This is a genomic window from Corallincola luteus (genome assembly GCF_004336975.1).
Classification (GTDB): Bacteria; Pseudomonadota; Gammaproteobacteria; order Enterobacterales; family Neiellaceae; genus Corallincola; species Corallincola holothuriorum.
In genome coordinates this window covers 21,948-45,750 of sequence record NZ_SJXE01000008.1, presented here as the reverse complement: position 1 = coordinate 45,750, position 23,803 = coordinate 21,948, and the positions used below count along the sequence as shown (strand labels likewise).

Sequence of the window (23,803 nt, the reverse complement as noted above, 5' to 3'; positions counted from 1 at the left end):
TTGATTAGGGAAAAGTAATCATGGAAAGAAACGATATTGCATCCGCTGCATTTATAGTGCTCTCTGGGGCTGCTGCGGCAATGGGACCAGCAGGGGTCCCGATGTTCTTGCTGGCAGCTTCTATCGGAACAGTGTTAAACCTTTATGGTGGAAAAGAGGAGGACCAGGGTCCACCTATTGAAGAGGTAATTGATAAAACCGTTAGTGAGCACTTCGTACTAAATAATGCGCGGATCGCTTGGTCAAAGATTAAACCTGCATACACCTACTATGAGAGTTACGTTAATCGAGCTGAAGGCGGGGAGGAGTTTTCGGCCCGAGATTTAGATACGCTGGCCAGCGCCATTAACGATGCGATTGGTCCAAGCTCGGGGCTGACCCAAGGTTTAGCAATGCTTTACGATGAGCGTAGTCCCAATGACTTCGGTAATGTTGAGTACAATTTGCCTATTTATATGCTAGGCGCGAGTTTGCTAATCCAATATCGTTTATTGGATATCGCAGAGCAAAAATTTAATGGTGAAATCATCGTTTCGGCTCAGTGGCAGCAAGTCCGGGAACTGACTACTCAGTTTGTACAAAACGTCACCTCGATCCATCGTTATGTAAAGAGCTTTACCATTGAAAAGATCCTTTACGATGAATTAAATGCAGGTAAGTTAAAGCGTCAGTCACCCGAGTTGGCTGCGCGTAATGACGAATTACAAATGCATTATCTCGGCGGAGAGCGAAAACTTATTAAATACTTATACGATTTGCGGATGATTGAGCAGCGGTTACGGGAAACAGCTTAGTTACCGGGATCTGACAGTGATACTGTTTTAGCTGAGCATCTTGTTGACGATGCTCAGCTTATTCGTTGATGTTCTATTTGTTATAGAGCACCCATTTAGAAAATCGCTTGATAGAGCAGACCTGCACTGACAGCCATGCCTAATACGACCACCAGAAAGGCTATAATCATTTGATTCTTAAACAGTGATTTTAGCAATACTACTTCAGTTAAGCTTGCTCCGGCACTGCCAATAATAAGCGCCATAACTGCCCCAAGCCCCATGCCCTTTGCAGCAAGTGCTGCGCTTAAAGGGATCACGGCTTCAGCCCGAACATAGAGTGGAATACCAATCACCGCGGCAACTGGAATAGCAAAAGGGTTACTGTCACTGGCGACGCTAGCAATGAGTTCTGCAGGCATAAAACCATAGATCGCTGAGCCAATCGCAATACCTCCCATCAGGTAGGGCAGGACTTTTTTAAAGTCGCTCCAGGTCGAACGCCAAATAGTTAGCCACTTACTTTCCGACTTCGCTTTTCCGCAGCATGCTTTAGATGTCTTAGGGGTGTCATACGCTTCTGGTTTGACATATTTTTCAAATCCCAACTGCTCTAACGCTACGCCAGCGATGATAGAAACAGCCATCGCAATGATGAAGTAGAAAAGGGCCACTTTGACCCCAAAGGTCACGGCGAATAAGCCAATGATGATTGGATTGAGTAGAGGGCTGGCAAATAGAAAGACCATCATGGTGCCAAATCCTGCTTTGGCCCTGAGTAGCCCTTTCAGAAAAGGGATGGTGGAGCAGGAGCAAAACGGCGTGATGGCTCCAAGAAATCCTGCAATTAAGAAACCTTTGCCATTGCGGCTGCTGAGAATGCTTTGGATCCGTTGTGGTGGGATCACGGTCTGTAAAGCGCCGACAGCATAGCTGATGACTAGGAACAGTAAGGTCAGTTCCAGACTAAGGAACAGAAACATGTTGAGCGTATCCATCAACATGGTTTGGTCTATTGAAAAGTTTAGCATCGGGTATGCATCTCAATCTATATTTCTAGAATAATGGAAATATAATTCTATCAACATGGTCAGGTCAAGATATTTCTAGTAATATCGAAATAAGATATGGCGAAGTATGCCAATTACGCTTGTGAATAGTGCCACAATGACCGCTGTATTTGAGGAGATCCTGATGACCATAGAACAAGTCGCTAAGGCGCTAAAAGAGCTCGGGCATCCAACACGTCTTGCTATTTATAAAGGAGTGGTTAGAGCGGGTGAACAGGGAGTTGCTGTTGGTGGATTGCAGGAGGCGTTAGGGGTACCGGGGTCCACTTTGTCCCACCATATCTCTAGTTTGGGCTCTGCAGGGCTTATTTTTCAGCGTCGAGAAGGGCGAACCTTGTACTGTGTTGCGGAATATCAACAATTGCAGTCGGTCATCGATTTCTTACAAGATGAGTGCTGTATCGGTGAGTATGAGCAATCTAAATAGCGTGCGGTGTGGGCGCTTGTTTAGCGTACGGTTAACGCCCATACGCTCTTTCGAGGCTGATGCTCGGCTCTGAGCCAGATAATAACCTCAAAAAAATCTGTGAGTTAGTGCGCTTATCCCAGTGATTTATTGGTTTACCTAACTACCAAACAACTATACTCAGTGCTGAATTATCTGCTGCGTTTTGGGTGGCTCAAAGTCCCCAAGGGTGGTGTTTGAAACTAGCATCCTATATGCGGAGGTTGGTTGATTGGAGAGGGCATGCGGATCAGCATAAAGGCGACCCATTTTGTCGTGGTTTGTCTCGGTTACATACTACTGGCTAACTTGGGCTCGTACTTTGCTATACCACCCAGCCCCGCCAGTGCAATATGGCCTGCAGCAGGTTTTGCTCTGGCCACTGTTCTGCTATTCGGCCGGATTGCTTGGCCTGCTATTTGGCTGGGTTCCTTCTACGTTACTCAGCAGATTAATTGGGATGCGCTCAGTTGGGGGAGTTTCCTTCTCCCCGCTACTATGTCGCTGGGGGCGACCTTACACGCAGCTGTTGGTGCTGCGCTGGTTCGCCGTTTTGTTGGTTTTCCAGATCCCTTGCTTAAGCAAAGCAAAATCATTCTGTTTACCCTGTTAGTTGGGCCGGTAAGTACCCTTATATCGTCGCTGATCGGCGCGACCGCTTTGACTGGGTTTGATGTGATCCCCGCTGAAGCGTGGCGCAGCAGCTGGTTGACCTGGTACACCGGTGATTGTATCGGTGCTTTGCTATTTGCGCCGTTTACCTTGCTGGTTTTGGGTGGCGAGAAAGTCTTTGGTCGTCACCGGCGGCTCTTGGTGGTGTTACCGACACTGATTACCTTCTTGTTGGTGACCTGGAGTTTTAATCTTAGCCGGCAAGCCCACCAAGAAAAGCTGACTTTGGAACGTGAAGCTGCTTTTCAGCAGTTACATGCTGAAGTGGTAAAAATGTTGGAAATAAGTGCCGAGCCTTTGTTGTCTCTCACTGCCTTTTTTCAATTTTCAGAAAAAGTTCGTCGAGAAGAGTTTGTTCACTTTGTTACCGTGATCCGTCGCAACTTACCGGCAATAAAGGCGATATCCTGGGTGCCTAGAGTCACTCATGCTCAGCGTCAGGCGTATGAATCGCAGGCGAACCAGGCGGGTTTTAAGGATTATCAGTTTACCCAGCTTAATGATAACGGTGTGATGGTGCGTCGACAGCCGGCCGATGTTTACTACCCGATATTTTATAACGAGCCATATATTGGCAACGAAAAGGCATTGGGTTTGGATCTGCTGTTTCACCCGCTGACGAGGGGGGTGGTGAGTCGAACTATCCAGCAATCTGAACTTAGCATTACACCGCCAATTCAGCTGGTGCAAGAGACAGGTACAAGTTATGGCTTCTTATTACTTTATCCTGTGTGGCTGCATGGTGAGGAGCAGGGCGAGTTTGCGGATGGCTTGGTTGAAGCGGTCTTTCGTGCCAACGATCTGTTTGCTGACTTAACTGTGCAGGCCGAACAGCTCGGCTATGTTTTCAACGTCGATGACATTACTGATGGGGAACAAAGAGCGCCATTGGTGGCGAGGGCTGGTGTTGATGAACTGCCCATTTTTCAGCAAGTGATACCTATCCATAATCGGCAGTGGCAGTTAAGTTATTTTCCTAGAACGTCTGCTGTTACTGCAAAAGATGATTGGTTCAGCTGGTCTACTCTGGTTTTGGGGATGCTGTTTACAGGCTTATTGCAGCTATTCGCATTTGTGATGACGGGAACCAACGCTGTGATCAGCAAAACCGTGGTGGAGCGTACTGAGCAGATGCGCATGGCGAAGGAGGAGGCTGAGCGGGCAAATGCCGCCAAATCACAGTTCCTTGCCAACATGAGTCATGAGATCCGCACGCCGATGAATGCCATTATCGGTTTAACCGAGCTGTTGCTCAGCGATAAGCTGTCATCGAACCAACGCAAACGTTTAGGTCAGGTTAAAGTTTCTGCCGATACCTTACTTCAGTTGCTAAATGAGTTGTTGGATATGGAGAAGATACTCTCTGAGCAGCTAGAAATAGAGCAGGTATCCTTTTCATTAGATGATGTCATGCTCAAAGTCGATGCGCTGTTTAGTAGTGCAGCGCAACAGAAAGGCATTCAGTTTTCGATCGAGATTGACGATGTGCCAGCGAATTTGGTGGGAGATCCATTAAGACTGGCGCAGGTGTTGTTTAACCTGGTTTCCAACGCCTTGAAATTTACTGAACAGGGAGAGATCAAGTTACAGGTGAGCGGCCGACCGTTAGCCGATGAACGTTGGCAGCTGACGTTTGCTGTGACGGATACAGGCATTGGCATTGCTGACGAGGCGATAGCAAATCTGTTTCAGCCCTTTACGCAGGCTGATGCGTCTATGGCAAGATTGTACGGTGGCAGTGGCTTGGGGTTGAGTATAAGCCAGCGCTTGGTGAACCTGATGGGGGGAGCGATAGAGATCGATTCCCAGCAGGGTAAAGGCAGCTGTTTTCGATTCAGCCTAGCGTTGCTGGCAGCAGACGATCAAGCGAATGATGCTGCCGGGGTGACACCTGCCAGCGTTGATCTGTCAGTACTCGCCGATAAAGATGTTTTGATTGTCGATGATAATGGTGTCAATCGAGAGATCCTGGAGTCGCAACTACAGGCGCAACAGGTACGGGTGTATCAGGCTGAGGATGGGCCTGCCGCATTGGCTGCACTCCATCAACAACGCTTCGACGCCGTATTGTTAGATATTCAGATGCCAGGTATGGATGGTTATGAAGTGTGCCGACAGATCCGATTGAACCCGAGATTGACAGAGCTACCTGTGATTGCTGTGAGTGCTAATGTCATGAAGGCCCATCGGGAGCAGGCCTATCAACAGGGCTTTAATGACTATATCACTAAGCCGATTGAAGGCGACCGCTTGTACCCAACATTGGCCTACTGGTTAGAAGGTGAGCCCAGCGATAAAGTTCATCTGGCTGAAACATTGGTAGAGCCAGAGCGGGACGAATCGTCACGAATCGACTCTGCTGCAGGGCAGCCTATGGCAGCTCTTGATGCTGAAGCTGGAAGCGTGCGCGCCGGAAATGAAGCGCTGTACCAACGTTTGCTAACGATGTTCGTTGATGACTTCTGTGATTTCTCGGTGCAACTCCAGCAACAGTATCGCGTTCAGAACAGAGAAGAGATGATCAATCTTTTGCATCGTTTGAAAGGGGTGAGTGGCAATCTGTGTGTGGAGGAAGTCGCAGCGCTCAGTGCGGCATTTGAGCAGCGTTATTTAGATGACGGCGAATTGGATGACGATGATGTACAACGCTTGTGTAACGCTTTACTGCGAGCATTTGCTGCGGTTGAGGAGTACCTGCTTACGGTTAAAAAGGAGGAGGTTGTCGACGTTTCGGTTCAACCCCTTGAGACACTGCTTTCTGAGCTGCGCCAATCATTACAGCAATCGGAATATATTGATGAAGATATGTTGCAGCAGGTGTCATTAGCATTGGCTGCTAATAATATTGATGGCAGTGCACTATTGACCGCCATTGCCCACATGGATGAAACGTTAGCCTTGCAGCTACTGGATGAAATAGTAGCGGCAACGTAACGGGATATTTTTATACGGACGATCGGTCTCAGTGTCTTGCTGGCTCTGCGCTGGCTTGTCTCAAGCCTAATTGTTCTAACAGCTGTTTAGTACTCGCTTTAATCAGCGGGTTTTGCTGCAGTGCCGCGCCAGCCAACTGAAATCGCCCGGTCAACGCTTCAACCTCGTGTGCTTCAAAATCCCAAGTCCGCAACCAGCCTGACTTCACTATGCTTCCCGGTTGCCATTGTCCGCTGTTGTCTGACTCGACTTCCCCTACTAACAAATAATGGTGAAGTGATGGGTCGTCCATCTGCTGTTGCAGCATGGCATCATTAATGTCGGTTAGCTCAAAGATGGTCCAATGCTTGAGCCGCGCGACATATTTATGGTCTAGTTCCATGGCTATTCTCCTGCGGTTAGCTGTTGTCAGGTGGATGAACTGCCAACGTGAATCGCTATTTGAAAATGCATGTGCTGTCTAACAGCATAGTTAAATATAGGGCAGTCATTGATTGACAGCCTGCGAGCGTCGAACTTCGCTGCCTCTTGGCGGTCAAAATGGCTCGAATTAGTTGTTATATCAAAAGCCCTGTTGTTTGAGCTTGCTATGCTTTTAAATCAGTCTTCTTTCTCTTTTTGATCACTATGGAGTGATGCATGACCGTATCTTCTTTGGCCCAAGCGGGCATCTTAGCCGCCGTTCCTGCAGCTGGCTGTTATCTGACTTTTTCTCTACGGAGTACGGAGACGCTTTGCACGGATCTGCAAGCGCTGGCGGCGTCAGTCGATGGCGAAGCTTGTGTGGTGGGTATAGGTTTGGCTACGCTGAATGCGCTGAACGTCACGGTTGATGGCATGAAAGAGGTGGCTGCGTTGACGGGGGTTGGAGTTTCCTCTCCTGCGACACCTGCCGCCTTGTGGTGCTGGTTGCGTGGTGACGAACGTGGCGAGCTATTGCACCGCGCCCGTGAGATCGAAACGATGCTTGCCGGTAGCTTTGAGTTGCAGCAAAAAATCGACGGCTTTAAACATAAAGAGGGGCGGGACCTGACCGGCTACGAAGATGGCACAGAGAACCCTGAGGGAGAGGCTGCTGTGGCTGCAACTTTACTGGCCAGTGAGCAACCTGGACTGGCGGGCAGTAGTTTCGTGACTGCACAATTGTGGCGGCATAACTGGCGTGAATTTGATCAGATGACGCAGGGGGCTAAAGATGATTGTATTGGCCGTCGGCAGAGCGATAACGTTGAGTTTTCTGAGGCGCCCCCTTCGGCACATGTGAAGCGCACCGCGCAGGAAAGCTTCACCCCGGAAGCCTTTATGTCCCGTCGCTCAATGCCATGGTCAGATCCCCATGGCAGTGGTTTGATGTTTGTCTGCTTTGCTAACAGCTTTTATCCCTTTGAAGCGCAAATGAAACGGATGCTGGGGTTGGAAGATGGCATTGTTGATGGATTGTTTAACTTTAGCCAACCCCAAGGCACCGCTTACTTCTGGTGTCCGCCAAAATCGAATCAAGGTGGTCTCGATTTGACTGCGTTGGCTTTGTAATTCGTTCGCGGAACCAGCAATGCCTTTCTCCCGTTGCGCCTCAATTATTGGCGGCTTGCTTATTGCGCTGTTTGCAATCGTTGGCTGTGAGCCATCCTCTAAGTTCGAGTTGCCGCCAGATAAGTCATCGTTGGTCGGTGCATGGTTGCGTACCCAACCCTCAGGCGATGGTTACGAGGGGATTGTATTAGAAGCTGACGGTCGAGCATCCGTCCTCGGTATAGGCTCGGTGCAAGCGGCGCATTGGGATTGGGAGAATGGCTCTATATTGCTGGCTGTCTATGAAGACAATACGGCTGTTGAGTTGACCACAACGGTTAAGCGGATGATGGTGGTGGAGTTAGATCGTCACACCATGACGTTAGAAACCCAATCTGATTACTTTTCAGGTCGCTATTTGCGTCGCGATGATGCGGTTAGCCGTATTGTTGGGCGAGTGGTGTTGCCAGTGGCGCAGCTGGAGAACGATTCAACGCTGACTTTTATATTAGAAAGTGATGGTGCCGTGGGGGCTGAGTCCCATCGTTTGCTGTCACATAAGCTCCGCATTCATAGCAAACAAGCTGACGGCACTGTGCCGTTTTCGCTCTATTTTGTGAATGCGGATCTGCAGCAAGGGTATGACTACCAACTTGTAGTTGAGTTGGCAGACGCCGGCGGGCGACATCATCATCACGCCAAGCATTCTGCCGCGATCAATCGCAACGGCGATCCCGATCCAGAACTGTTGGTTAATTTGGTACCTGTTGAGGTGAAATCACAAGGATAACCGCGTTATTTGTCATGCTCAGCGTAGATGGCTTTAATCTCAGCGGCGAGGATTGTGACGGCTTCATCGAGTACCTCTTCTGACTGGGCGTAAGAGAGGCGAACACACTCCTGCTGATGGCGCCAGTCACTCTGCAAACCTGGAAAGAAATGTTGTCCTGCCACCACGACTAAGCGCTTCTCTTTGAGGCGCAGGTACAGTGCTTGTGAACTGATGGGCAGATCTTTGAACCACAACCAGAGAAAGATAGCGCCTTCTGGTTTGTGGATCCGGAATCGTGGATCGTCAATTGCCTGTTTAAGCTTGGCCGCCAAATAACATGCTTTATCATGATAGTAGGGTTGTATTAACTCATTACTGACTTTCACTATCTCGCCACTGCTTACCATCGATTCGGCGATGACAGGACCGATATTGCCAGGTGCTAAACTCATTACGCCTGAAAGATTGGCTAATGTTTTGATGATGTTGGGAGCGGCGACTATGATACCGCAGCGCGCCCCAGGCAGTCCGAGTTTAGATAAGCTGAGACAGAGGATCACATTGTCATTAAAGGGCAGTTTAAGCTCTGAAAACACAATGTTGGGAAATGGCGCACCATAGGCGCAATCAAGTAGCAGGGGCGTGTTGGCAGCCTGACATCTACGATCCAGCTCTGAAAGCTCTGTTTCGGTTAGGACATTGCCTGATGGATTCGTTGGACATGATGTGACCACCAATCCGATATCTTCTGTAATATCTAGCTGTTCAAAATCGATCTGGTATTTGAATTCGCGGTTATCTAAAAGATTAATTTGCGGCTTAATGCTGGTGAAAATGTCATCTTTAACCCCGAGATCGCTGTAACCAATATATTCCGGTGACATAGGTAACAGGATCTTTTTCAGCGAGCCATCCTCACGCTGTCCAGCGAACAGGTTGGCCAGGGCAAAGAAAGCGCTCTGTGAACCGTTGGTCAGGGCAATATGCTGTGGCTGTATCTCGCTGTCGAACACACTAGAAAGTAACACTGCCAGATGCTGGCGAAAGCTATCTTTACCGAGCGGCCCGGCATAATTACTTAGTCCTTCCAGCAGAGTTTGATCTTCGGCAGCCGCTTCGATTTGGCGTTGAAAAAGTGCCTTAACGGCGGGTATTTGTGCCGGATTACCACCACCTAGCATCAACATCTGGTCGTTTTGCACCCCTTGATTGAGGTCTTCCATTAACGATGAGATGGCAGAGGGCTGGCTAAATTTCTTTTCGAAGTGACTGGGCATGGCTGATCTGAGTAGTTAAAACTACAGCTTAGTGGTTATTGTTGGCTAAATCGATGATTAGTCCGACGTTTCGGTGGAGTGATAGGCATGGCTGTTCTAGTCTTTAATGCAGCAGTGAGAACAGATGATGTTACCAATGCCGCTCTTTTTCTGCCTTTTACGTGGCAGACCATTCGTCTGAGTTAGCTCGAGATTAAAGGAAGTATGTTATGCGAAATGTGTTTTTTGCTCTGATGTCCCGCATGCAAAACATCCAACGCTGGAGTAAATCGAATCCTACCCGCTCTGAAAATGTTGCTGAACACAGTTTACAGGTTGCGATGTTTGCGCATTGCCTCGGAGTGATCCGCAATACCATTTACACAGACCGCCCTAAGGTAAATGAAGACAAATTAGCGACCCTGGCCTTGTTTCATGATGGTCCGGAAGTGTTGACCGAAGATGTGAATAGCCTGATTAAGTACAGTGATAACAGAATGCTAAATCTATGCCGAGAAATGGAACATATCGCTTGCGACATGATGGTAAATACGGTGCCGGAGGAGATGGCTGATATCTATCGGCCGCTAATTCAACAGCATGAGCAGGGCAGTGAAGAGGGGCTATTTGTTAAGGCGGCCGATATTTTGTCTGCTTATGCTAAGGCATTGTCAGAATTACGGGCAAACAATACTGAATTCAAAGGAACGAAAGAGAAGCTCGATAAGGTGCTGGCTGACTATTGTGAACGTCTGCCGGAGGTTGGCTACTTTATGGAGAAATTTATGCCTTCTTTTATGCTGACCATTGATGATTTAGTGGACGCGGCGTTTATGCCCAGTGATGGAGAGCAGCAAGCGTTGCATCGGCGCCGAGTTATTTAACTTACACTTTGTAACGTGAATAGCGACCACTTTGGTGCTGGCGCACAATGGTGGTGCGGCACTGCTGTTTTGTAGCAGTATGTGCCACAGGATAAAAAAACCGCCATTAAGGCGGTTTCTATCCTGAGGTGGTACTCAGTGATCTACTCAGAAACACTGATGACCGAGTTATCTCCACCCATGGGGCTAGGACGATAACTTTCAGCTTCCCAATCGTTATCAAATACTTCCGTACCATCTTCTTTAACCAAGCAGAAGCGGTATTCATAGTCTGCTTTTTCATCTGTTGGCAGATTGACGGTTGCCTTGAAATGACCTGCTTTCAAGCCTTTCATCGGTTCGCGCTGCCAACCGTTGTGTTCACAAAGTAAGTAAACATCTTTGGCGTCTTGAGCGGCCTCTTTGCTTACTTCAAAGGTTACCTTTACTACAGGCTTTGATTTTAGGAACTGCTTCTTAACGGACATAGTGATGCCCCTCCATTTAGCTAACTTAGGATCCATTTCTCGGCAAAATGACTTAGCAACAGTGTAAGTACAAATATTGAATTTTTCATTACACCGGTCAAATTCCCATCATTTTAGTGTAATTATTCATCATTCGTGCCAAAACTCAAATCGGAACAGTGACAAAAGCTTGCTGTAATAACATGCGCGTAAAGGTTTTCTTCAAATAGAACCCTTTCGGTTGAGCCTGGATCGGTTTGCCCTGATCATCAAAAGCTTTGGTGGTCACTGAACCGTCAGCGGCTTTTGGTCTGAGCTGCAAATATTCGCCATGGCGTGCACTGATTGAATGTCCAAGCGCGATCAGCTCCATTAATTCTTCCCAGTCCGCTTGCAGCAAGGCTTCCTGTTGTTCTGTGGGTTGCCACAATAGTGGCGTGCCGATGCGGCGTTCATGTAACGGCTGTTGTCGTTCAGCTTCAACTGGCACCCAAAGCACGTGAGCTAGCTTTTTATAGACGAGTGATTGTCGCCAGCACACACCGCTTTGTCCTAATCTCGGCGCGACACAGATATAGGTGGTTTCCAGCGGCTCACCTAAGTGACTCACTGGCAGGGTCTTTAATTCGACTCCGAGCTTGGTGAAGTCAGGTTCCGGCCTGGAGCCTGCGTCGGCGCCTAAAGCGTACTCAATTAGTTGCCCGACCCAGCCCTTTTCTCTGGTCAGGTTTTTCGGCATTTGGATGCTGTAGTGCTCCGCGAGCTCTGCCAAGGAAAGCCCAGCGATGGCTTCGGCGCGAGCAATTAATATATCAAGGGATGTTGGCGCGGATGGACGAGGTTGCACTGTGGATACTCACGTTAAAAGTGAAGCAGTAGGGTAGCATAAAACTATGGCTGTTTCTTCACCAGCGCTTATGTTTGAACTGGCAAGTATCTTTTTAACTGGCTGATTTTGTGTTGTTTTATTAGTGTTTGTTATGGCTTTCACTGCGAGTTATAAAGACTATTCACTTAGTTTAGGTAAGTTGCTCACATGATTATCCACAGTAATTCTGGATAACTCGAGATTAACGCCATATCTCAACGATATACTTGCGCAACATTTGCTGTTGCGCAGCAAACTCTGGTTCTTGGTTCACTATCTAACCAGATGGCTTGTGGATAAACCAACTGTGGTTGATTTTTGTTCTGATCTTTTTGTGGGCAACTTTTCGATCTGATTCGATCACCTCGAAACGATCTTTGATCGTCAAAAAAGATCATTCAACTGCTTTTTTGTTTCTGATATTAAAGGAAAAAATATACTTTCCAGTTTGTGGTTTGAGTTTTGTTGCCTGTCGTTTAATTTCATCAGATATTTTTATCCACAGGATAGAACACAGTTTTACTCACAGAAATTGTGTATTAGTTCTCATCGCATTCGTTGCTTCTGTGAACAACTTTCCTTTTGCCTTGATTTTATCCACTGAGACTCAGGTCTTATTGCAGAAATGGATGATTGCCGCCACCCACTGATTGTGGAACAATCGAAACATGTAAGTTTTTTAGCTGGATACAGCGAATTGTGATCGATTCAGAAGGCTACCGCGCGAATGTCGGTATCGTCATCTGTAACCGATTGGGTCAAGTGTTTTGGGCGCGTCGCTTTGGACAACACTCCTGGCAGTTTCCTCAAGGTGGTATAAACGAAGGGGAAACCGCTGAACAGGCGATGTTTCGAGAACTCTACGAAGAAGTAGGGTTAAAGCCGCAAGACGTTAAGATTATTGCGACAACCAAAAACTGGTTGCGTTACAAACTACCCAAGCGGTTAATCAGGCGAGATTCATCTCCAATGTGTATTGGCCAGAAGCAACGCTGGTTTTTACTTCGACTGGAATCTAAAGAGGATGCCGTTAACCTCAAGGCAAGCCATCACCCCGAATTTGATGGTTGGCGTTGGGTGAGTTTTTGGTATCCGGTTCGACAGGTCGTCTCTTTTAAGCGGGAAGTGTATCGCCGCGCAATGAAAGAGTTCGCCATTGCTGCTCAGCCGCCTTCGCATAAGCGGCGGCCACGTAGACGGAATAGATAGAGGAGCGTTTTTGCTATGGAGATGTTGACCACGCTGCGAAGAATTGTTCAGCAGGTTAATCAAACCTCCGATCTTGAGCATGCGCTAGACCTGTTGGCGGCTGAAACCAAAGCCGCCATGTCGGTTGATTGTTGTTCTGTCTACTTAGCGGATTATGAGCAGCAACAATTTCTCTTGATGGCCACCGATGGACTTGAACAGGCTGCGGTTGGTCAAGTCACTATCGGATTCTCTGAAGGCTTAGTTGGGTTAGTCGGACAGCGAGAAGAGCCGATTAACGTGGCAAATGCGCAACAACACCCTCGCTTTAAATTCTTCCCGGAAGCAAAAGAAGATACGCTCTGTGCATTCCTCGGTACACCGATTATTCATCACCGCAAAGTGTTGGGTGTCTTGGTGGTACAGCATGCAGATGCCCGCCAGTTCAGTGCTAACGAAGAGTCATTTCTTGTTACCCTAGCGGCGCAGTTGGCGACGGTTATTGCCCATGCAGAAGCGCGTGGGGTGCTTGAACGGGCGAGTGGACGTCAGCGGCGTTGGGTGAAAACCCTTAAAGGGGTACCCGGCTCGCCTGGTGTGGTTATTGGCCGTGCGTTTGTTGCTGAGCCAAGCTATCGCTTGGAATCTGTACCCATTGTTCAAGCAGAAGATAAAGACGCTGAACTCAAACGCTTTATACATGCGTTGGCATCCACTCGGCAGGAGTTGCGGGTGCTGGCCAATCGTATGACCGAACTGGTGAGTCCTGAAGTCGCTGCCATCTTCGAGATGTACCAGCAGATGCTGCAAGATGCCTCAATTGCCGATGCTGTCGAAGCGGAGATCGAGCAAGGGCTGGCTGCGCAATCGGCTGTGAAGAAGGTGCTGCTAGGTTTCGTGGATCAGTTTGAAGCGATGACAGATCCTTATATTCGTGAGCGTGCCAGTGATGTTAGAGATCTGGGACAGCGGCTGCTGGCGCAGCTTAACCCGAATAAACGCGATCAACGGCAACTTGAAGATGAAGTGATCCTGGTGGCAGAAGAGGTCACTGCGTCGATGTTAGCCGAGATCCCAAGGCGTAAGCTTGCCGGTTTACTGTCGATGCGTGGTTCGAATAACTCCCACGCAGCTATCTTGGCGCGAGCGATGGGGGTACCGGCGCTGCTGGGTATTGAAGAAGTCCCCGTTGCGCAATTGGATGGTTTAGAGCTTATTATTGATGGCTATAGCGGCGAACTTTATGTCTCGCCGAATGAAGCTGTTCTGAGTGAATATCGCCGGCTGATTGGCGAAGAAGATGAACTGCGCAGCGTCTATACCAAGCAAGCCGATCTGAGCGCCACCACCCCTGATGGTTTTGAAGTCCGTATTCATCTGAATGCGGGTTTAAGTGCTGATACCGATATTGCACACAGTTCTGGCGCCGATGGTGTTGGCCTCTATCGTACCGAGATCCCATTTATGATGGAGGATCGTTTTCCATCGGAAGAGGCGCAGTTCAATATCTACCGTAAAGTGCTGCAAAGTTACTGTGGCCGCCCTGTCACCATGCGCACCTTAGATGTGGGGGGCGATAAATCGTTACCTTACTTCCCAATCAATGAGGATAACCCTTTCTTGGGGTGGCGTGGGATCCGAATGACGCTGGATCATCCGGAGATCTTTCTGGTGCAGATCCGGGCCATGCTGCGGGCTAACTTGGGTATGGATAGCCTGAATATCATGTTCCCCATGATCACCAGTATCAGTGAAGTCGATGAAGCATTGCGCTTAACTCGGCAAGCTTACCGTGAGGTGAGCGAAGAGATTGCTGCGCAGGGTAACGATCAACTGTTAGCTCGGCCTAAAATCGGTGTGATGATCGAAGTGCCTGGGATTATTTACCAACTGCCAGCGTTGGCGTCTCGCGTAGATTTTATTTCTGTAGGATCTAACGATTTGACCCAATATCTGTTGGCGGTCGATCGGAATAACTCCCGTGTTGCCGAGCTTTATGATTCCTACCACCCAGCGGTATTGCTGGCACTGAAGCATATTTTTGATCAAGCGCATAAGTGCGGAATTCCGGTGAGCTTGTGTGGTGAATTGGCTGGTGAGCCTGCCGGCGCACTGCTTTTGATGGCAATGGGCTATCGCCAACTGAGTATGAACATTCACAACATTCCTAAAATTAAGTGGGTGATCCGTAAGGCACGCCTTGACCAGTCGAAACAAGTTTTAGATCAAGTGTTGGCATTAGAGTCTCCCAATGATGTGAGGCGTGTCATGTCACAACACCTTGAGACATTAGGGCTGGGTGGTTTGGTTCGCGCGGGTAAATAGCCCCAGTGTCTTCTGCATTATTTATTTTGCTCTGCTCGCTACCTGTGGGCGTTTTAGTGGGGGCTATCTCAGGCCTGCTGGGTATTGGTGGTGGGCTGGTATTAGTGCCGGTTTTTTATCTGCTTCTACCACTTGCGGGTGTGCAGCCTGACTACCTGATGACAATGTCATTGGCCAGTTCACTCGCGGCGGTCATTATCACCTCACTCTCTTCCTGCCTGGCCCATGCTCGATTGGGTAACGTGCCGTGGCAAAATATTCCGCTGCTGTTGTCTGGTTTAGCCAGCGGTGCCTTAATGGCTGGCTATTTGGCTGCACTTATCCCTGCTTGGTTTTTGGAGCTCGCGTTTGCCCTGTTTGCGGGCGCTATGAGTATTCGCATGTGGCTGGATCAACGCCAAGCTAAGAGTGAACAGAGTAAGCCCTATCGGAAGTTCCATGTGCTTGTTGCAACAACGATCATTGGTGGTGTTTCGGCACTGTTGGGGATCGCTGGAGGTACGCTATTGGTTCCCTACTTGAGCAGTCACGGTATGATCATGAAACGCGCAATAGGCGCTTCGGCATGCTGTGGTATTATCGTCGCCGCTGCGGGTACGTTGGGTTACATAAGTAGTGGATTGCAGGTGAGCCACTTGCCTGAATTCAGTATTGGCTATGTATATCTGCCCGCAGTGTTAGGTATTGCTATCACTGCGTTGTTTAGTGCTCCGTTAGGTGCCAAGTTGGCGAATCGTTGGCCAACACGTAGGTTAAAAAAGATCGTCGCAATCATGTTGCTCTTGGTTGCTGTTAAATTACTCCTGTTTTAGAGATTGGATCGTTACATGGCCTATGAGTTTATGGTGTTAGCTAAGATTGACCCGGTGATTTTTTCTATTGGGCCACTGTCTATACGTTGGTACGGCATGATGTACCTGTTGGGATTTGCTGCCGCCATGCTATTGGCCAATTATCGTGCGCAAAAGCCTGGTTCCGTGTGGACGAAAGAGCAGGTTGGTGACTTACTCTTTTATGGCTTTCTCGGGGTGATCCTTGGCGGACGGATTGGCTATGTGTTGTTTTATCATTTCGATCTGTTTTTGGATAACCCGCTCTATTTGTTCCGTATTTGGGAAGGCGGTATGTCTTTCCATGGTGGCTTATTAGGGGTTATAGCAGCGATGTTTTGGCGTGCCCGAAAAGAGCAGAAAACCTTTTGGCAGGTGGCTGACTTTGTCGCACCTTTGATCCCTATCGGGTTAGGATTGGGGCGCCTGGGTAACTTTATTAACAGCGAGCTATGGGGGCGTCAGAGCGACGTGGCATGGGCGATTATCTTTCCTGATCCTGCGTCTGGCGGGGTACCGCGCCATCCTTCGCAACTGTATCAATTCGCCCTGGAAGGTGTGGTGCTATTTACGCTGCTTTGGTGGTTTTCATCGAAAACTCGGAAGCCTGGCGCCGTCGCAGGTTTATTTCTGCTGGGTTACGGCAGCTTCCGCTTCCTGGTTGAATATGTGCGTGAGCCGGATGCACACTTGGGAGTGTTGATGAATATGATCACGATGGGACAATTGCTCTCGCTTCCCATGATAATATATGGCGCATACCTGATGTTACGCGCTGCTCCTGCAGCCGCTAAGTCATAGACGTAGGATTTATGAAACAGTATTTAGATTTGATGCAGACTCTGCTGGCGCAGGGAACTCGTAAAGATGATCGCACCGGTACCGGTACGTTCTCTATCTTTGGCCACCAGATGCGTTTTAATTTGGCTGATGGTTTTCCTTTGGTTACAACCAAAAAACTGCACCTTCGCTCAATTATTCATGAGTTGCTTTGGTTCTTACAAGGCGACACGAATACCGCTTATTTAAAAGAAAACGGTGTTTCTATTTGGGATGAGTGGGCTGATGATGAGGGTAACCTTGGGCCAGTTTATGGTGCGCAATGGCGCAGTTGGCCAACACCTGATGGTGGCCATGTTGATCAGATCAGTCGAGTGATTGAGCAGATAAAGCAAGATCCCGATTCTCGCCGTATCATCGTGTCGGCTTGGAATGTCGGAGAGTTGGATAAGATGGCTTTGGCACCATGCCATGCGCTGTTTCAGTTTTACGTGGCAGATGGCAAACTCTCCTGTCAGCTTTATCAACGTAGTTGTGATGTCTTCCTCGGCCTACCGTTTAATATTGCCAGTTATGCTTTGCTGACCCATATGGTGGCGCAACAGTGCGACTTAGAGGTGGGCGATTTTGTTTGGACTGGAGGGGATACACACCTCTATTCTAATCATATCGAACAGACGAAGCTGCAGTTGACACGGCAGCCGTTAGCGTTGCCTAAGTTGAATATTAAACGCCGTCCAGCGTCGATATTTGACTATAAGTTTGACGATTTTGAGATTGTTGGTTACGAATCCCATCCCCATATTAAAGCGCCCGTCGCTATTTAAAGCGCCAGCGTAGGAGTTGTCATGAGCTTAAACAAGACGTTAAGTGAACTGAGAGTATTAGCGGTTGATGATCAACCGATTATTCTTCACATGATGGCTGGGGTGTTAAATCAGCTGGGGCTGCACCATGTTGAAACTGCGCAAAGTGCAGAGATAGCGCTGGCGATGCTGGAAGCGGGCAATATCGATCTCGTATTGGTTGATATTGAGATGGACGGTATGAATGGCCTTGAGCTGGTCAAACGTATCCGTTGTAATCAGACCGGCTTGTCCAGTGCAACACCGGTGTTAGTGGTGACCAGCCATACCGAGGCGAGTGTATTGGGCACGGCTATCGCGCTGGATGTGAATGGCATAGTTGCTAAACCGGCAAAACCTGAGCAGCTGGTTCACAAGATCTCAGAAGCGATTAACGCCGAATTTAAGGCTCGCCCAAGGATAGGTTATGAGGTGATCCGTACCGATGTGGTTGAGCCGCTAGAGGCCGATGAGCTACCTGTTGGGCAGCCACAAAAGGTTACTCTGGAGCACCTCGAAGAGGGCATGGTATTGGCTGCGCCTGTGACAACCAAAGAAGGGAAGATCATGCTTAATCAAGGCATTCGTCTGAACAACAATACGATCCAGCGTATCGCAGAGGTTGTTGCCTTACTGGATGACCAACCTATGTTTGAGGTGATCGCCGATTAGTTTGTTGCACAAGCCGCTTGCTAAAAGGCTCCATGGTTGGAGCCTTTTTTAATGCGCTATTGCATCGGTAATGCCGTTTTGGGTGAGTTAGGCGTTGCTGGCTCGGCCAACGCTGCATCTGGCATATAGCGTTGACGCCGCTTCTCTTTCAATAGATGGGTATCTACCAACACCAGGCCATCAATGCAGGCGGCGAACTCAGGATCGATACCAAAGTCTAGGAACCGCACGCCACCCGGTTCGCATACTTCGCTGTACTGTTTATAGAGGGTCGGTACGCTGCACTCCATGTTCGCTAGCATGTTTTTGAGTAGAGCAAACTCTTCGATGTAGTTTTCACCGGAAAATGTGACCCCTAGCTGACTATTTTCGGCAACGCGATAGGGATGGTGGGATCTTGCTATTTGCGATGCTGAGCCGAAGTATTGCAGGTAAAACTGGATCATCAGATCCCGTGCTGCGGTTGGCATCTCTTTGCTGATAGAGACAGGGCCAAACAGATAACGGCATTCGGGATAGCGGCTGATATATGCGCCAATGCCGTGCCATAGATAGTCCAAAGAACGTCTGCCCCAGTAGCGAGGCTGGACAAAGCTACGGCCTAACTCCAACCCTTTGGCGAGATAGGGGCTCATCTCTTTGTCAAAGCTGAACAGCGAACTGGTATACAACCCTTTGATACCTTGTTCAGCAACGATTTTTGCCGTCGGTGCAAGGCGGTAGGCACCGGCGATCTCTAGATCATTAGGATCCCAAAGTAATAGGTGCTCATAGTAGTTGTCATATTTATCCAGATCCCGCTTGCGACCTGTTCCTTCACCGACAGCGCGAAAGGCGATTTCTCTTAACCGTCCTAGCTCCCGCATGATGGTCGAATTAACCCCAGCCTTGTAAAGTAAGATCTGCTTGCCGTCAGGTGTGGCTCCCAAGAGTTCACAGGCTTTTAAGGCTTGCTGCAGGTAGCTCCTATTCTCAGGGTGACCAATGGCTGTTTCAGTGCGAAATAGCGGGCTTTGGTTCTTACCGATGCGGTAAAGATGACGTTTAAACAGTTTTACCTTCGCCCGGCGAGCAAGTTGATCACCCTTGTACGCATCGAAAGGGATAGGATCTCCGATAACTATTGACAAAGAGCCACTGGATTGGCGAAACATCTCTTTTGCTAACAATAGGGTCGAAAGCGGCTTGTATAGCATTGAGGTGCCATAAAATAGCGCGGAGTTTCTGCCTTTGATAAACACAGGAACGACGGGTGACTGAGTTTGGCTGGCGATCCGCAAGAAACCGCCTTGCCAACGTGTGTCTCTGACCCCTTGTGGCCTAAGCCGCGATACTTCCCCCGCTGGGAAGATAATTATGGCGCCCTCGTTGTCGAGGTATTCACTGATTGAACGCAGTTGGGCTTGTTTACTGCCCCCACCCATAGCGTTAACAGGTAATAGCAGATCCCTAAGCGGCTCTAGACTATAAAGTAGTTCGTTAGCGACCGCTTTTACGTCCTGACGTATGGTGCTCACTAAGTGGAGCAATGCCAAACCATCAAGAGAGCCAATGGGATGGTTAGCAATGATAACGACTCGGCCGGAAGAGGGGATACGGATCCGCTCATTCTCTTTGACCGTGTAAGTGAAGTTAAAGTGTTCAAATATCTGCTCAATTAGCGCCAATCCTCGCAGATGCGGATAGTCATCGGAGAAACGGATGAACTCTTGTTCGTTGAGTAGAGTGCGCAGCATCGCCTTGACCGGTTTATGCAGCCAGGGTTTATCTTGCAGTTTCGGGTAGTGTTCATTGATCAGCTTTTCGACTGACAACATAGCGTTATTTCCGTTGGTATCTCCTGCTCACAAGTTAATTGCTGTTGATGACGGAAATGATGCGTTTTTCTTGCAGTAATATGTCAGTGTTGGCGACTCATGGCGACAGACTAAGCTGCTTGATGATTTATGGGTAGTTCAGCCAATTGCTGTGTCTGGTCACTCCAATGTAATAGCTCAAGATCGCCATTGCGCTGCTCCACTAAAGCTGTGCAGCTTTCAACCCAGTCACCATCATTCATATAGATGATGCCATCTTCATGGCGCAAACGGGGCACATGGATGTGACCGCAGACAATGCCATCATAGCCGCGGCGCTTAGCTTCGTGGATAGCTGCTTGCTCAAATCGCGCAATGGCTTGTGCAGCTTTACGACTTTTCTGTTTTAGATAACTGGCGAGGGAAAAGTAGCTAAAGCCAAAATTCCGGCGCTGTTGATTAGTTTTACGATTTAGCCATAACAAAAAGTCATAGGCCCGATCACCAAACCAAGTGGTTAAAGGGCCACATTTCACCGCTGCGTCAAATTGGTCACCATGTACCAGTAACAATTTTTTGCCCTGATGAGTCGTGTAGTCATATTGCAGGTGTAGCTCTAAACCTAGTAAGGGAAGCTGAGTGAAGGCTCTTAGGTCTTCATCATGATTCCCGGGTATGTAGATCACTCGGGTACCATTTTTTGCTAGCTTGGCGAGTTCATGGAGTACTGCTTGGTGAGACTCCGGCCAGTAGCTCCTTTTTTTAAGTGCCCACAAATCAATGACATCACCGACTAAAAATAGTGTGTCAGTTTTCATGCTACGAAGAAAAGAGAGCAGGTAGCTGGCCTGGCAATCTCGACTACCCAGATGAATATCTGATAACCAAATCGCCCTGTAGTGATGGAGCACCGTTCGTGTTGTCATGTCACTTTTCCTCTCTTTCGGAAGCTGATCGAAAGATAGAAAGTGGATGTGAAAAAGTAGTGACATTGAGGTGACGGTTAAATGACTAGACGCTGATATTTTGATTTACTTGATGCTAACGTGACCGATGCGACAAAAAAATGACGCTTTTTCCTGTTTTTTTGACGATTCCTTGATAGAATAGTGTCACTTTTTCGGCAAATAAGGTACTGGGAAGGGAGATGAACCTGGATCAAATAAGAACCAATTCGGCACCCGCGGTGAAGCTGCTGAAGGCAATGGCAAATGAACGGCGCCTCTACATACTGTGTCATCTACATGATGGTGAATTATCAGTTGGAGAGCTCGCAAGATTAGTAGACTTGAGTCAGTCTGCGTTATCGCAGCACTTGGCATGGCTTCGCCGGGATGGTTTGGTGAAGACGCGCAAAGAAGCACAGACAGTCTATTATTCTCTGGCAAGTATAGAAGTTGGCCAGATGATTTCACTGTTGCATAGCATGTACTGTGAACAGCCTGTAGAGGCTGCTGCAGCCTAAATAAGCTGCTTAGTGTGCCAGCAGGAGAGCATACGCATCCTGTTAAAAAAAATCGGCTAAGGCCGATTTTTTAATGCCTGAATTTTGTGATCAGCTCATCGAGACACCAATTTGCCGGATCTGGCCACGGCGGTTTGAGGTGGCAAGTTGAGTTAAGTGGTAATGTACAAGGTAGGGATTTGCAGATATAAAAAAACCGGCCGAGGCCGGTTTTTTTAATGACGAATTCTTTTCGCTTACAGCGCTTGGATTTTAGAATTCAGGCGAGCCTTGTGACGGGCTGCTTTATTCTTATGTACCAGGCCTTTAGCTGCTGCACGGTCCAGAATAGGTTGTGCGCTTACGAATGCTGTTTGAGCAGCTGCTTTGTCACCAGCTTCAATTGCAACAATTACCTTCTTCAGGTAAGTACGAAGCATTGAACGACGGCTAGCATTGTGCTTACGGTTCTTCTCCGACTGCACTGCGCGCTTTTTAGCTGACTTGATGTTAGCCAAAGTTGACTCCTAAAACTTGTTCAGAGGGTTTATCAAAAGGCCGAGGAGGGTATTCCTTTTTCGACCAAAAGTCAATCAACACTTTTTGCTGAGGAAATCAGTATTGGTTTCCTTTGCAAAGCAGCGCTAAGATGGCGCGGAATTCTATCAGCAATCTTTGCCGCTGGGTAGCTGAAGTTCTAGTTTCGTTCAGGGAGTGTTCGTGGGTAAGAGTTTGCTGCGTTCTGGCGCCATCGTTAGTGCAATGACATTAGTCAGCCGTGTGCTTGGCTTGGTACGTGATGTTGTGATTGCAAATCTGCTGGGGGCAAAGGCTGAGGCGGATGTATTTTTCTTTGCCAATAAGATCCCCAATTTTCTTCGCCGTCTATTTGCTGAAGGCGCGTTTGCTCAAGCTTTTGTGCCTGTATTCACTGAGACCAAAGAGAAGGGGGAGCTCAGTGATGTGCAAGCCTTGGTTGCTAAAGTGTCTGGTACGCTCGGTGTATTGGTGACCATAGTAACCTTGTGCGGTGTGATTGGTGCGCCCGTGGTGACCGCGATCTTTGGTACCGGCTGGTTTCTCGACTGGGTAAATGATGGCCCCAATGCGGGGAAGTTTGAGCGAGCTTCCCTGCTGCTGCAGATCACTTTTCCCTATCTCTGGTTTATTACCTTTACTGCGTTGTCGGGCGCGGTGCTCAATAGTTTGGGTAAGTTTGCCGTGGCGGCATTTACGCCAGTGTTTCTTAACGTCGTTATTATCAGTTTTGCACTTTGGGTGTCTCCTTCGTTAGAGCAACCCGAAATGGGATTGGCTTGGGGTGTATTTTTCGGCGGTATGGTGCAGTTTGCTTTTCAGATCCCGTTTCTGATTAAAGCCAAAATGTTGGTTCGGCCATCATGGGGATGGAATACACCTGGGGTGGTAAAGATCCGAACTCTGATGATCCCGGCGCTATTCGGTGTTTCTGTCAGCCAAATTAATCTGCTATTTGATACCTTGATCGCGTCATTTCTGATGACCGGCTCGATCAGTTGGCTCTACTACTCGGATCGCTTGCTTGAGTTCCCATTGGGTTTGTTTGGTATTGCTATCGCCACGGTTATCTTGCCGCACCTCTCTTCGCGCCATGTCTCTGCCGGCAAAGAGGCATTTGCGGCGACTGTTGATTGGGGCGTGCGCACGGTGTGCTGCCTCGGTTTTCCTGCCGCTTTTGGTTTAATCGTGCTGGCACAACCGATGCTCATGGTGCTGTTTATGCACGGGGCTTTTGATGTCAATGACAGCCGTATGGCCAGTTACAGCTTAATCGCCTATGGCAGCGGTTTAGTCAGCTTTATGCTTGTGAAAGTTTTGGCTCCGGGTTATTACGCCCGCCAGGATACTAAAACTCCGGTACGTTACGGCATCATCGCTATGGCTAGCAATATGCTCTTTAATCTGATTTTTGCCATCCCATTTGGTTATGTTGGTCTGGCTATCGCCACCAGTCTTTCGGCAACGTTGAATGCCGGGTTACTCTATCGCGGCCTGAAACAGCTGGATGTTTTTCAATTACAACCAGCAACACTAATTATTCTTAGCAAAATGATTCTCTCTGCGGTGTTGATGGCATTAATGATTAACTGGATGAAACCGGTTGAAGCGGAATGGATAGCGATGGATTTTGGGGCTCGAGTGATGACTCTAGCAGGTCTTATCGTTGGTGGTGGTGTGGTTTATCTCTTGGCTTTACTGTTGCTTGGTATACGTCCTCGGCACTTGGCTGCCCATGGAAGCTGATCCTATGG

The 23,803-nt window shown here is 48.4% G+C and carries 22 protein-coding genes; 14 read left to right on the top strand and 8 right to left on the bottom strand.

The annotated features are described in order from the left end of the window. Window positions 1-20: 20 nt before the first annotated feature. Window positions 21-794, top strand: coding sequence for a hypothetical protein (locus tag EZV61_RS14570; RefSeq protein WP_131416499.1), 774 nt, complete (start codon window positions 21-23; stop codon window positions 792-794). A gap of 95 nt (window positions 795-889) precedes the next feature. On the opposite strand, the gene EZV61_RS14565 is transcribed toward EZV61_RS14570, so the two are convergent. Further along, complete coding sequence (locus EZV61_RS14565; RefSeq protein WP_114339176.1) at window positions 890-1,804, bottom strand: permease; 915 nt, start codon at window positions 1,802-1,804, stop codon at window positions 890-892. 163 nt (window positions 1,805-1,967) lie between these two features. Between EZV61_RS14565 and EZV61_RS14560 the strand changes: the two genes are divergently transcribed. After that, the gene (locus tag EZV61_RS14560; protein WP_131416677.1) at window positions 1,968-2,270 is read left to right on the top strand and encodes an ArsR/SmtB family transcription factor; all 303 of its coding nucleotides are present in this window, start codon (window positions 1,968-1,970) and stop codon (window positions 2,268-2,270) included. Between the two features lie 261 nt (window positions 2,271-2,531). Beyond that, window positions 2,532-5,894 carry a CHASE domain-containing protein gene (locus EZV61_RS14555; protein ID WP_131416497.1) on the top strand — a complete coding sequence of 1,121 codons (3,363 nt, stop codon included), beginning with the start codon at window positions 2,532-2,534 and terminating at the stop codon, window positions 5,892-5,894. A gap of 28 nt (window positions 5,895-5,922) precedes the next feature. On the opposite strand, the gene EZV61_RS14550 is transcribed toward EZV61_RS14555, so the two are convergent. Then, entirely contained in the window at window positions 5,923-6,276 is a 354-nt protein-coding gene (locus tag EZV61_RS14550) for a hypothetical protein (RefSeq protein WP_131416495.1), read from the bottom strand. Between the two features lie 257 nt (window positions 6,277-6,533). Between EZV61_RS14550 and EZV61_RS14545 the strand changes: the two genes are divergently transcribed. Further along, window positions 6,534-7,427, top strand: a complete 894-nt coding sequence (locus EZV61_RS14545) for a Dyp-type peroxidase (RefSeq protein ID WP_131416492.1) — start codon at window positions 6,534-6,536, stop codon at window positions 7,425-7,427. Between the two features lie 19 nt (window positions 7,428-7,446). Then, window positions 7,447-8,196, top strand: coding sequence for a lipocalin family protein (locus EZV61_RS14540; RefSeq protein ID WP_131416490.1), 750 nt, complete (start codon window positions 7,447-7,449; stop codon window positions 8,194-8,196). Window positions 8,197-8,201: 5 nt separating this feature from the next. On the opposite strand, the gene EZV61_RS14535 is transcribed toward EZV61_RS14540, so the two are convergent. Beyond that, window positions 8,202-9,455 carry a valine--pyruvate transaminase gene (locus tag EZV61_RS14535; RefSeq protein ID WP_131416488.1) on the bottom strand — a complete coding sequence of 418 codons (1,254 nt, stop codon included), beginning with the start codon at window positions 9,453-9,455 and terminating at the stop codon, window positions 8,202-8,204. A 209-nt stretch (window positions 9,456-9,664) separates the two neighbouring features. Here EZV61_RS14535 and yfbR point away from each other — a divergent pair, with 209 nt between their 5' ends. Next, complete coding sequence (yfbR, locus tag EZV61_RS14530; RefSeq protein ID WP_131416486.1) at window positions 9,665-10,318, top strand: 5'-deoxynucleotidase; 654 nt, start codon at window positions 9,665-9,667, stop codon at window positions 10,316-10,318. 143 nt (window positions 10,319-10,461) lie between these two features. Here the strand turns inward: yfbR and EZV61_RS14525 are convergent, their stop codons facing one another. Together EZV61_RS14525 and mutH are read right to left on the bottom strand one after the other, a co-directional pair. Then, window positions 10,462-10,785, bottom strand: coding sequence for an isoamylase early set domain-containing protein (locus tag EZV61_RS14525; RefSeq protein ID WP_114339183.1), 324 nt, complete (start codon window positions 10,783-10,785; stop codon window positions 10,462-10,464). 145 nt (window positions 10,786-10,930) lie between these two features. Continuing rightward, window positions 10,931-11,611 carry a DNA mismatch repair endonuclease MutH gene (mutH, locus tag EZV61_RS14520; protein WP_114339184.1) on the bottom strand — a complete coding sequence of 227 codons (681 nt, stop codon included), beginning with the start codon at window positions 11,609-11,611 and terminating at the stop codon, window positions 10,931-10,933. Between the two features lie 720 nt (window positions 11,612-12,331). Between mutH and rppH the strand changes: the two genes are divergently transcribed. The 6 genes from rppH to EZV61_RS14490 are packed head-to-tail and all read left to right on the top strand — an operon-like array spanning window position 12,332 to window position 18,272. Beyond that, window positions 12,332-12,841, top strand: coding sequence for an RNA pyrophosphohydrolase (gene rppH / locus EZV61_RS14515; RefSeq protein WP_114339186.1), 510 nt, complete (start codon window positions 12,332-12,334; stop codon window positions 12,839-12,841). A 21-nt stretch (window positions 12,842-12,862) separates the two neighbouring features. Beyond that, entirely contained in the window at window positions 12,863-15,145 is a 2,283-nt protein-coding gene (gene ptsP / locus EZV61_RS14510; RefSeq protein ID WP_114339224.1) for a phosphoenolpyruvate--protein phosphotransferase, read from the top strand. A gap of 5 nt (window positions 15,146-15,150) precedes the next feature. After that, entirely contained in the window at window positions 15,151-15,957 is an 807-nt protein-coding gene (locus tag EZV61_RS14505) for a sulfite exporter TauE/SafE family protein (protein WP_165569620.1), read from the top strand. A gap of 15 nt (window positions 15,958-15,972) precedes the next feature. Continuing rightward, on the top strand, window positions 15,973-16,776 hold the full coding sequence (gene lgt, locus EZV61_RS14500) for a prolipoprotein diacylglyceryl transferase (protein ID WP_131416482.1): 804 nt from the start codon (window positions 15,973-15,975) through the stop codon (window positions 16,774-16,776). A gap of 11 nt (window positions 16,777-16,787) precedes the next feature. After that, a complete protein-coding gene (gene thyA, locus EZV61_RS14495; protein WP_114339189.1) occupies window positions 16,788-17,582 on the top strand; it encodes a thymidylate synthase in 795 nt (264 codons plus the stop codon). A 21-nt stretch (window positions 17,583-17,603) separates the two neighbouring features. Continuing rightward, on the top strand, window positions 17,604-18,272 hold the full coding sequence (locus EZV61_RS14490) for a response regulator (RefSeq protein ID WP_130567742.1): 669 nt from the start codon (window positions 17,604-17,606) through the stop codon (window positions 18,270-18,272). 56 nt (window positions 18,273-18,328) lie between these two features. Here EZV61_RS14490 and olsF read toward each other — a convergent pair whose 3' ends face one another. After that, window positions 18,329-20,089 carry a bifunctional ornithine lipid synthase OlsF gene (gene olsF / locus EZV61_RS14485; RefSeq protein WP_131416480.1) on the bottom strand — a complete coding sequence of 587 codons (1,761 nt, stop codon included), beginning with the start codon at window positions 20,087-20,089 and terminating at the stop codon, window positions 18,329-18,331. Between the two features lie 110 nt (window positions 20,090-20,199). Continuing rightward, window positions 20,200-20,994 (bottom strand): UDP-2,3-diacylglucosamine diphosphatase, encoded by a 795-nt coding sequence (locus EZV61_RS14480; RefSeq protein ID WP_114339192.1) that lies wholly within the window; start codon window positions 20,992-20,994, stop codon window positions 20,200-20,202. 221 nt (window positions 20,995-21,215) lie between these two features. On the opposite strand from EZV61_RS14480, the gene EZV61_RS14475 reads away from it, so the two are divergent. Beyond that, entirely contained in the window at window positions 21,216-21,533 is a 318-nt protein-coding gene (locus EZV61_RS14475) for an ArsR/SmtB family transcription factor (protein WP_114339193.1), read from the top strand. A gap of 236 nt (window positions 21,534-21,769) precedes the next feature. On the opposite strand, the gene rpsT is transcribed toward EZV61_RS14475, so the two are convergent. Beyond that, entirely contained in the window at window positions 21,770-22,030 is a 261-nt protein-coding gene (rpsT, locus tag EZV61_RS14470) for a 30S ribosomal protein S20 (protein WP_114339194.1), read from the bottom strand. A gap of 202 nt (window positions 22,031-22,232) precedes the next feature. Here rpsT and murJ point away from each other — a divergent pair, with 202 nt between their 5' ends. Beyond that, complete coding sequence (gene murJ / locus EZV61_RS14465; protein WP_131416478.1) at window positions 22,233-23,795, top strand: murein biosynthesis integral membrane protein MurJ; 1,563 nt, start codon at window positions 22,233-22,235, stop codon at window positions 23,793-23,795. Window positions 23,796-23,803 lie beyond the last annotated feature (8 nt).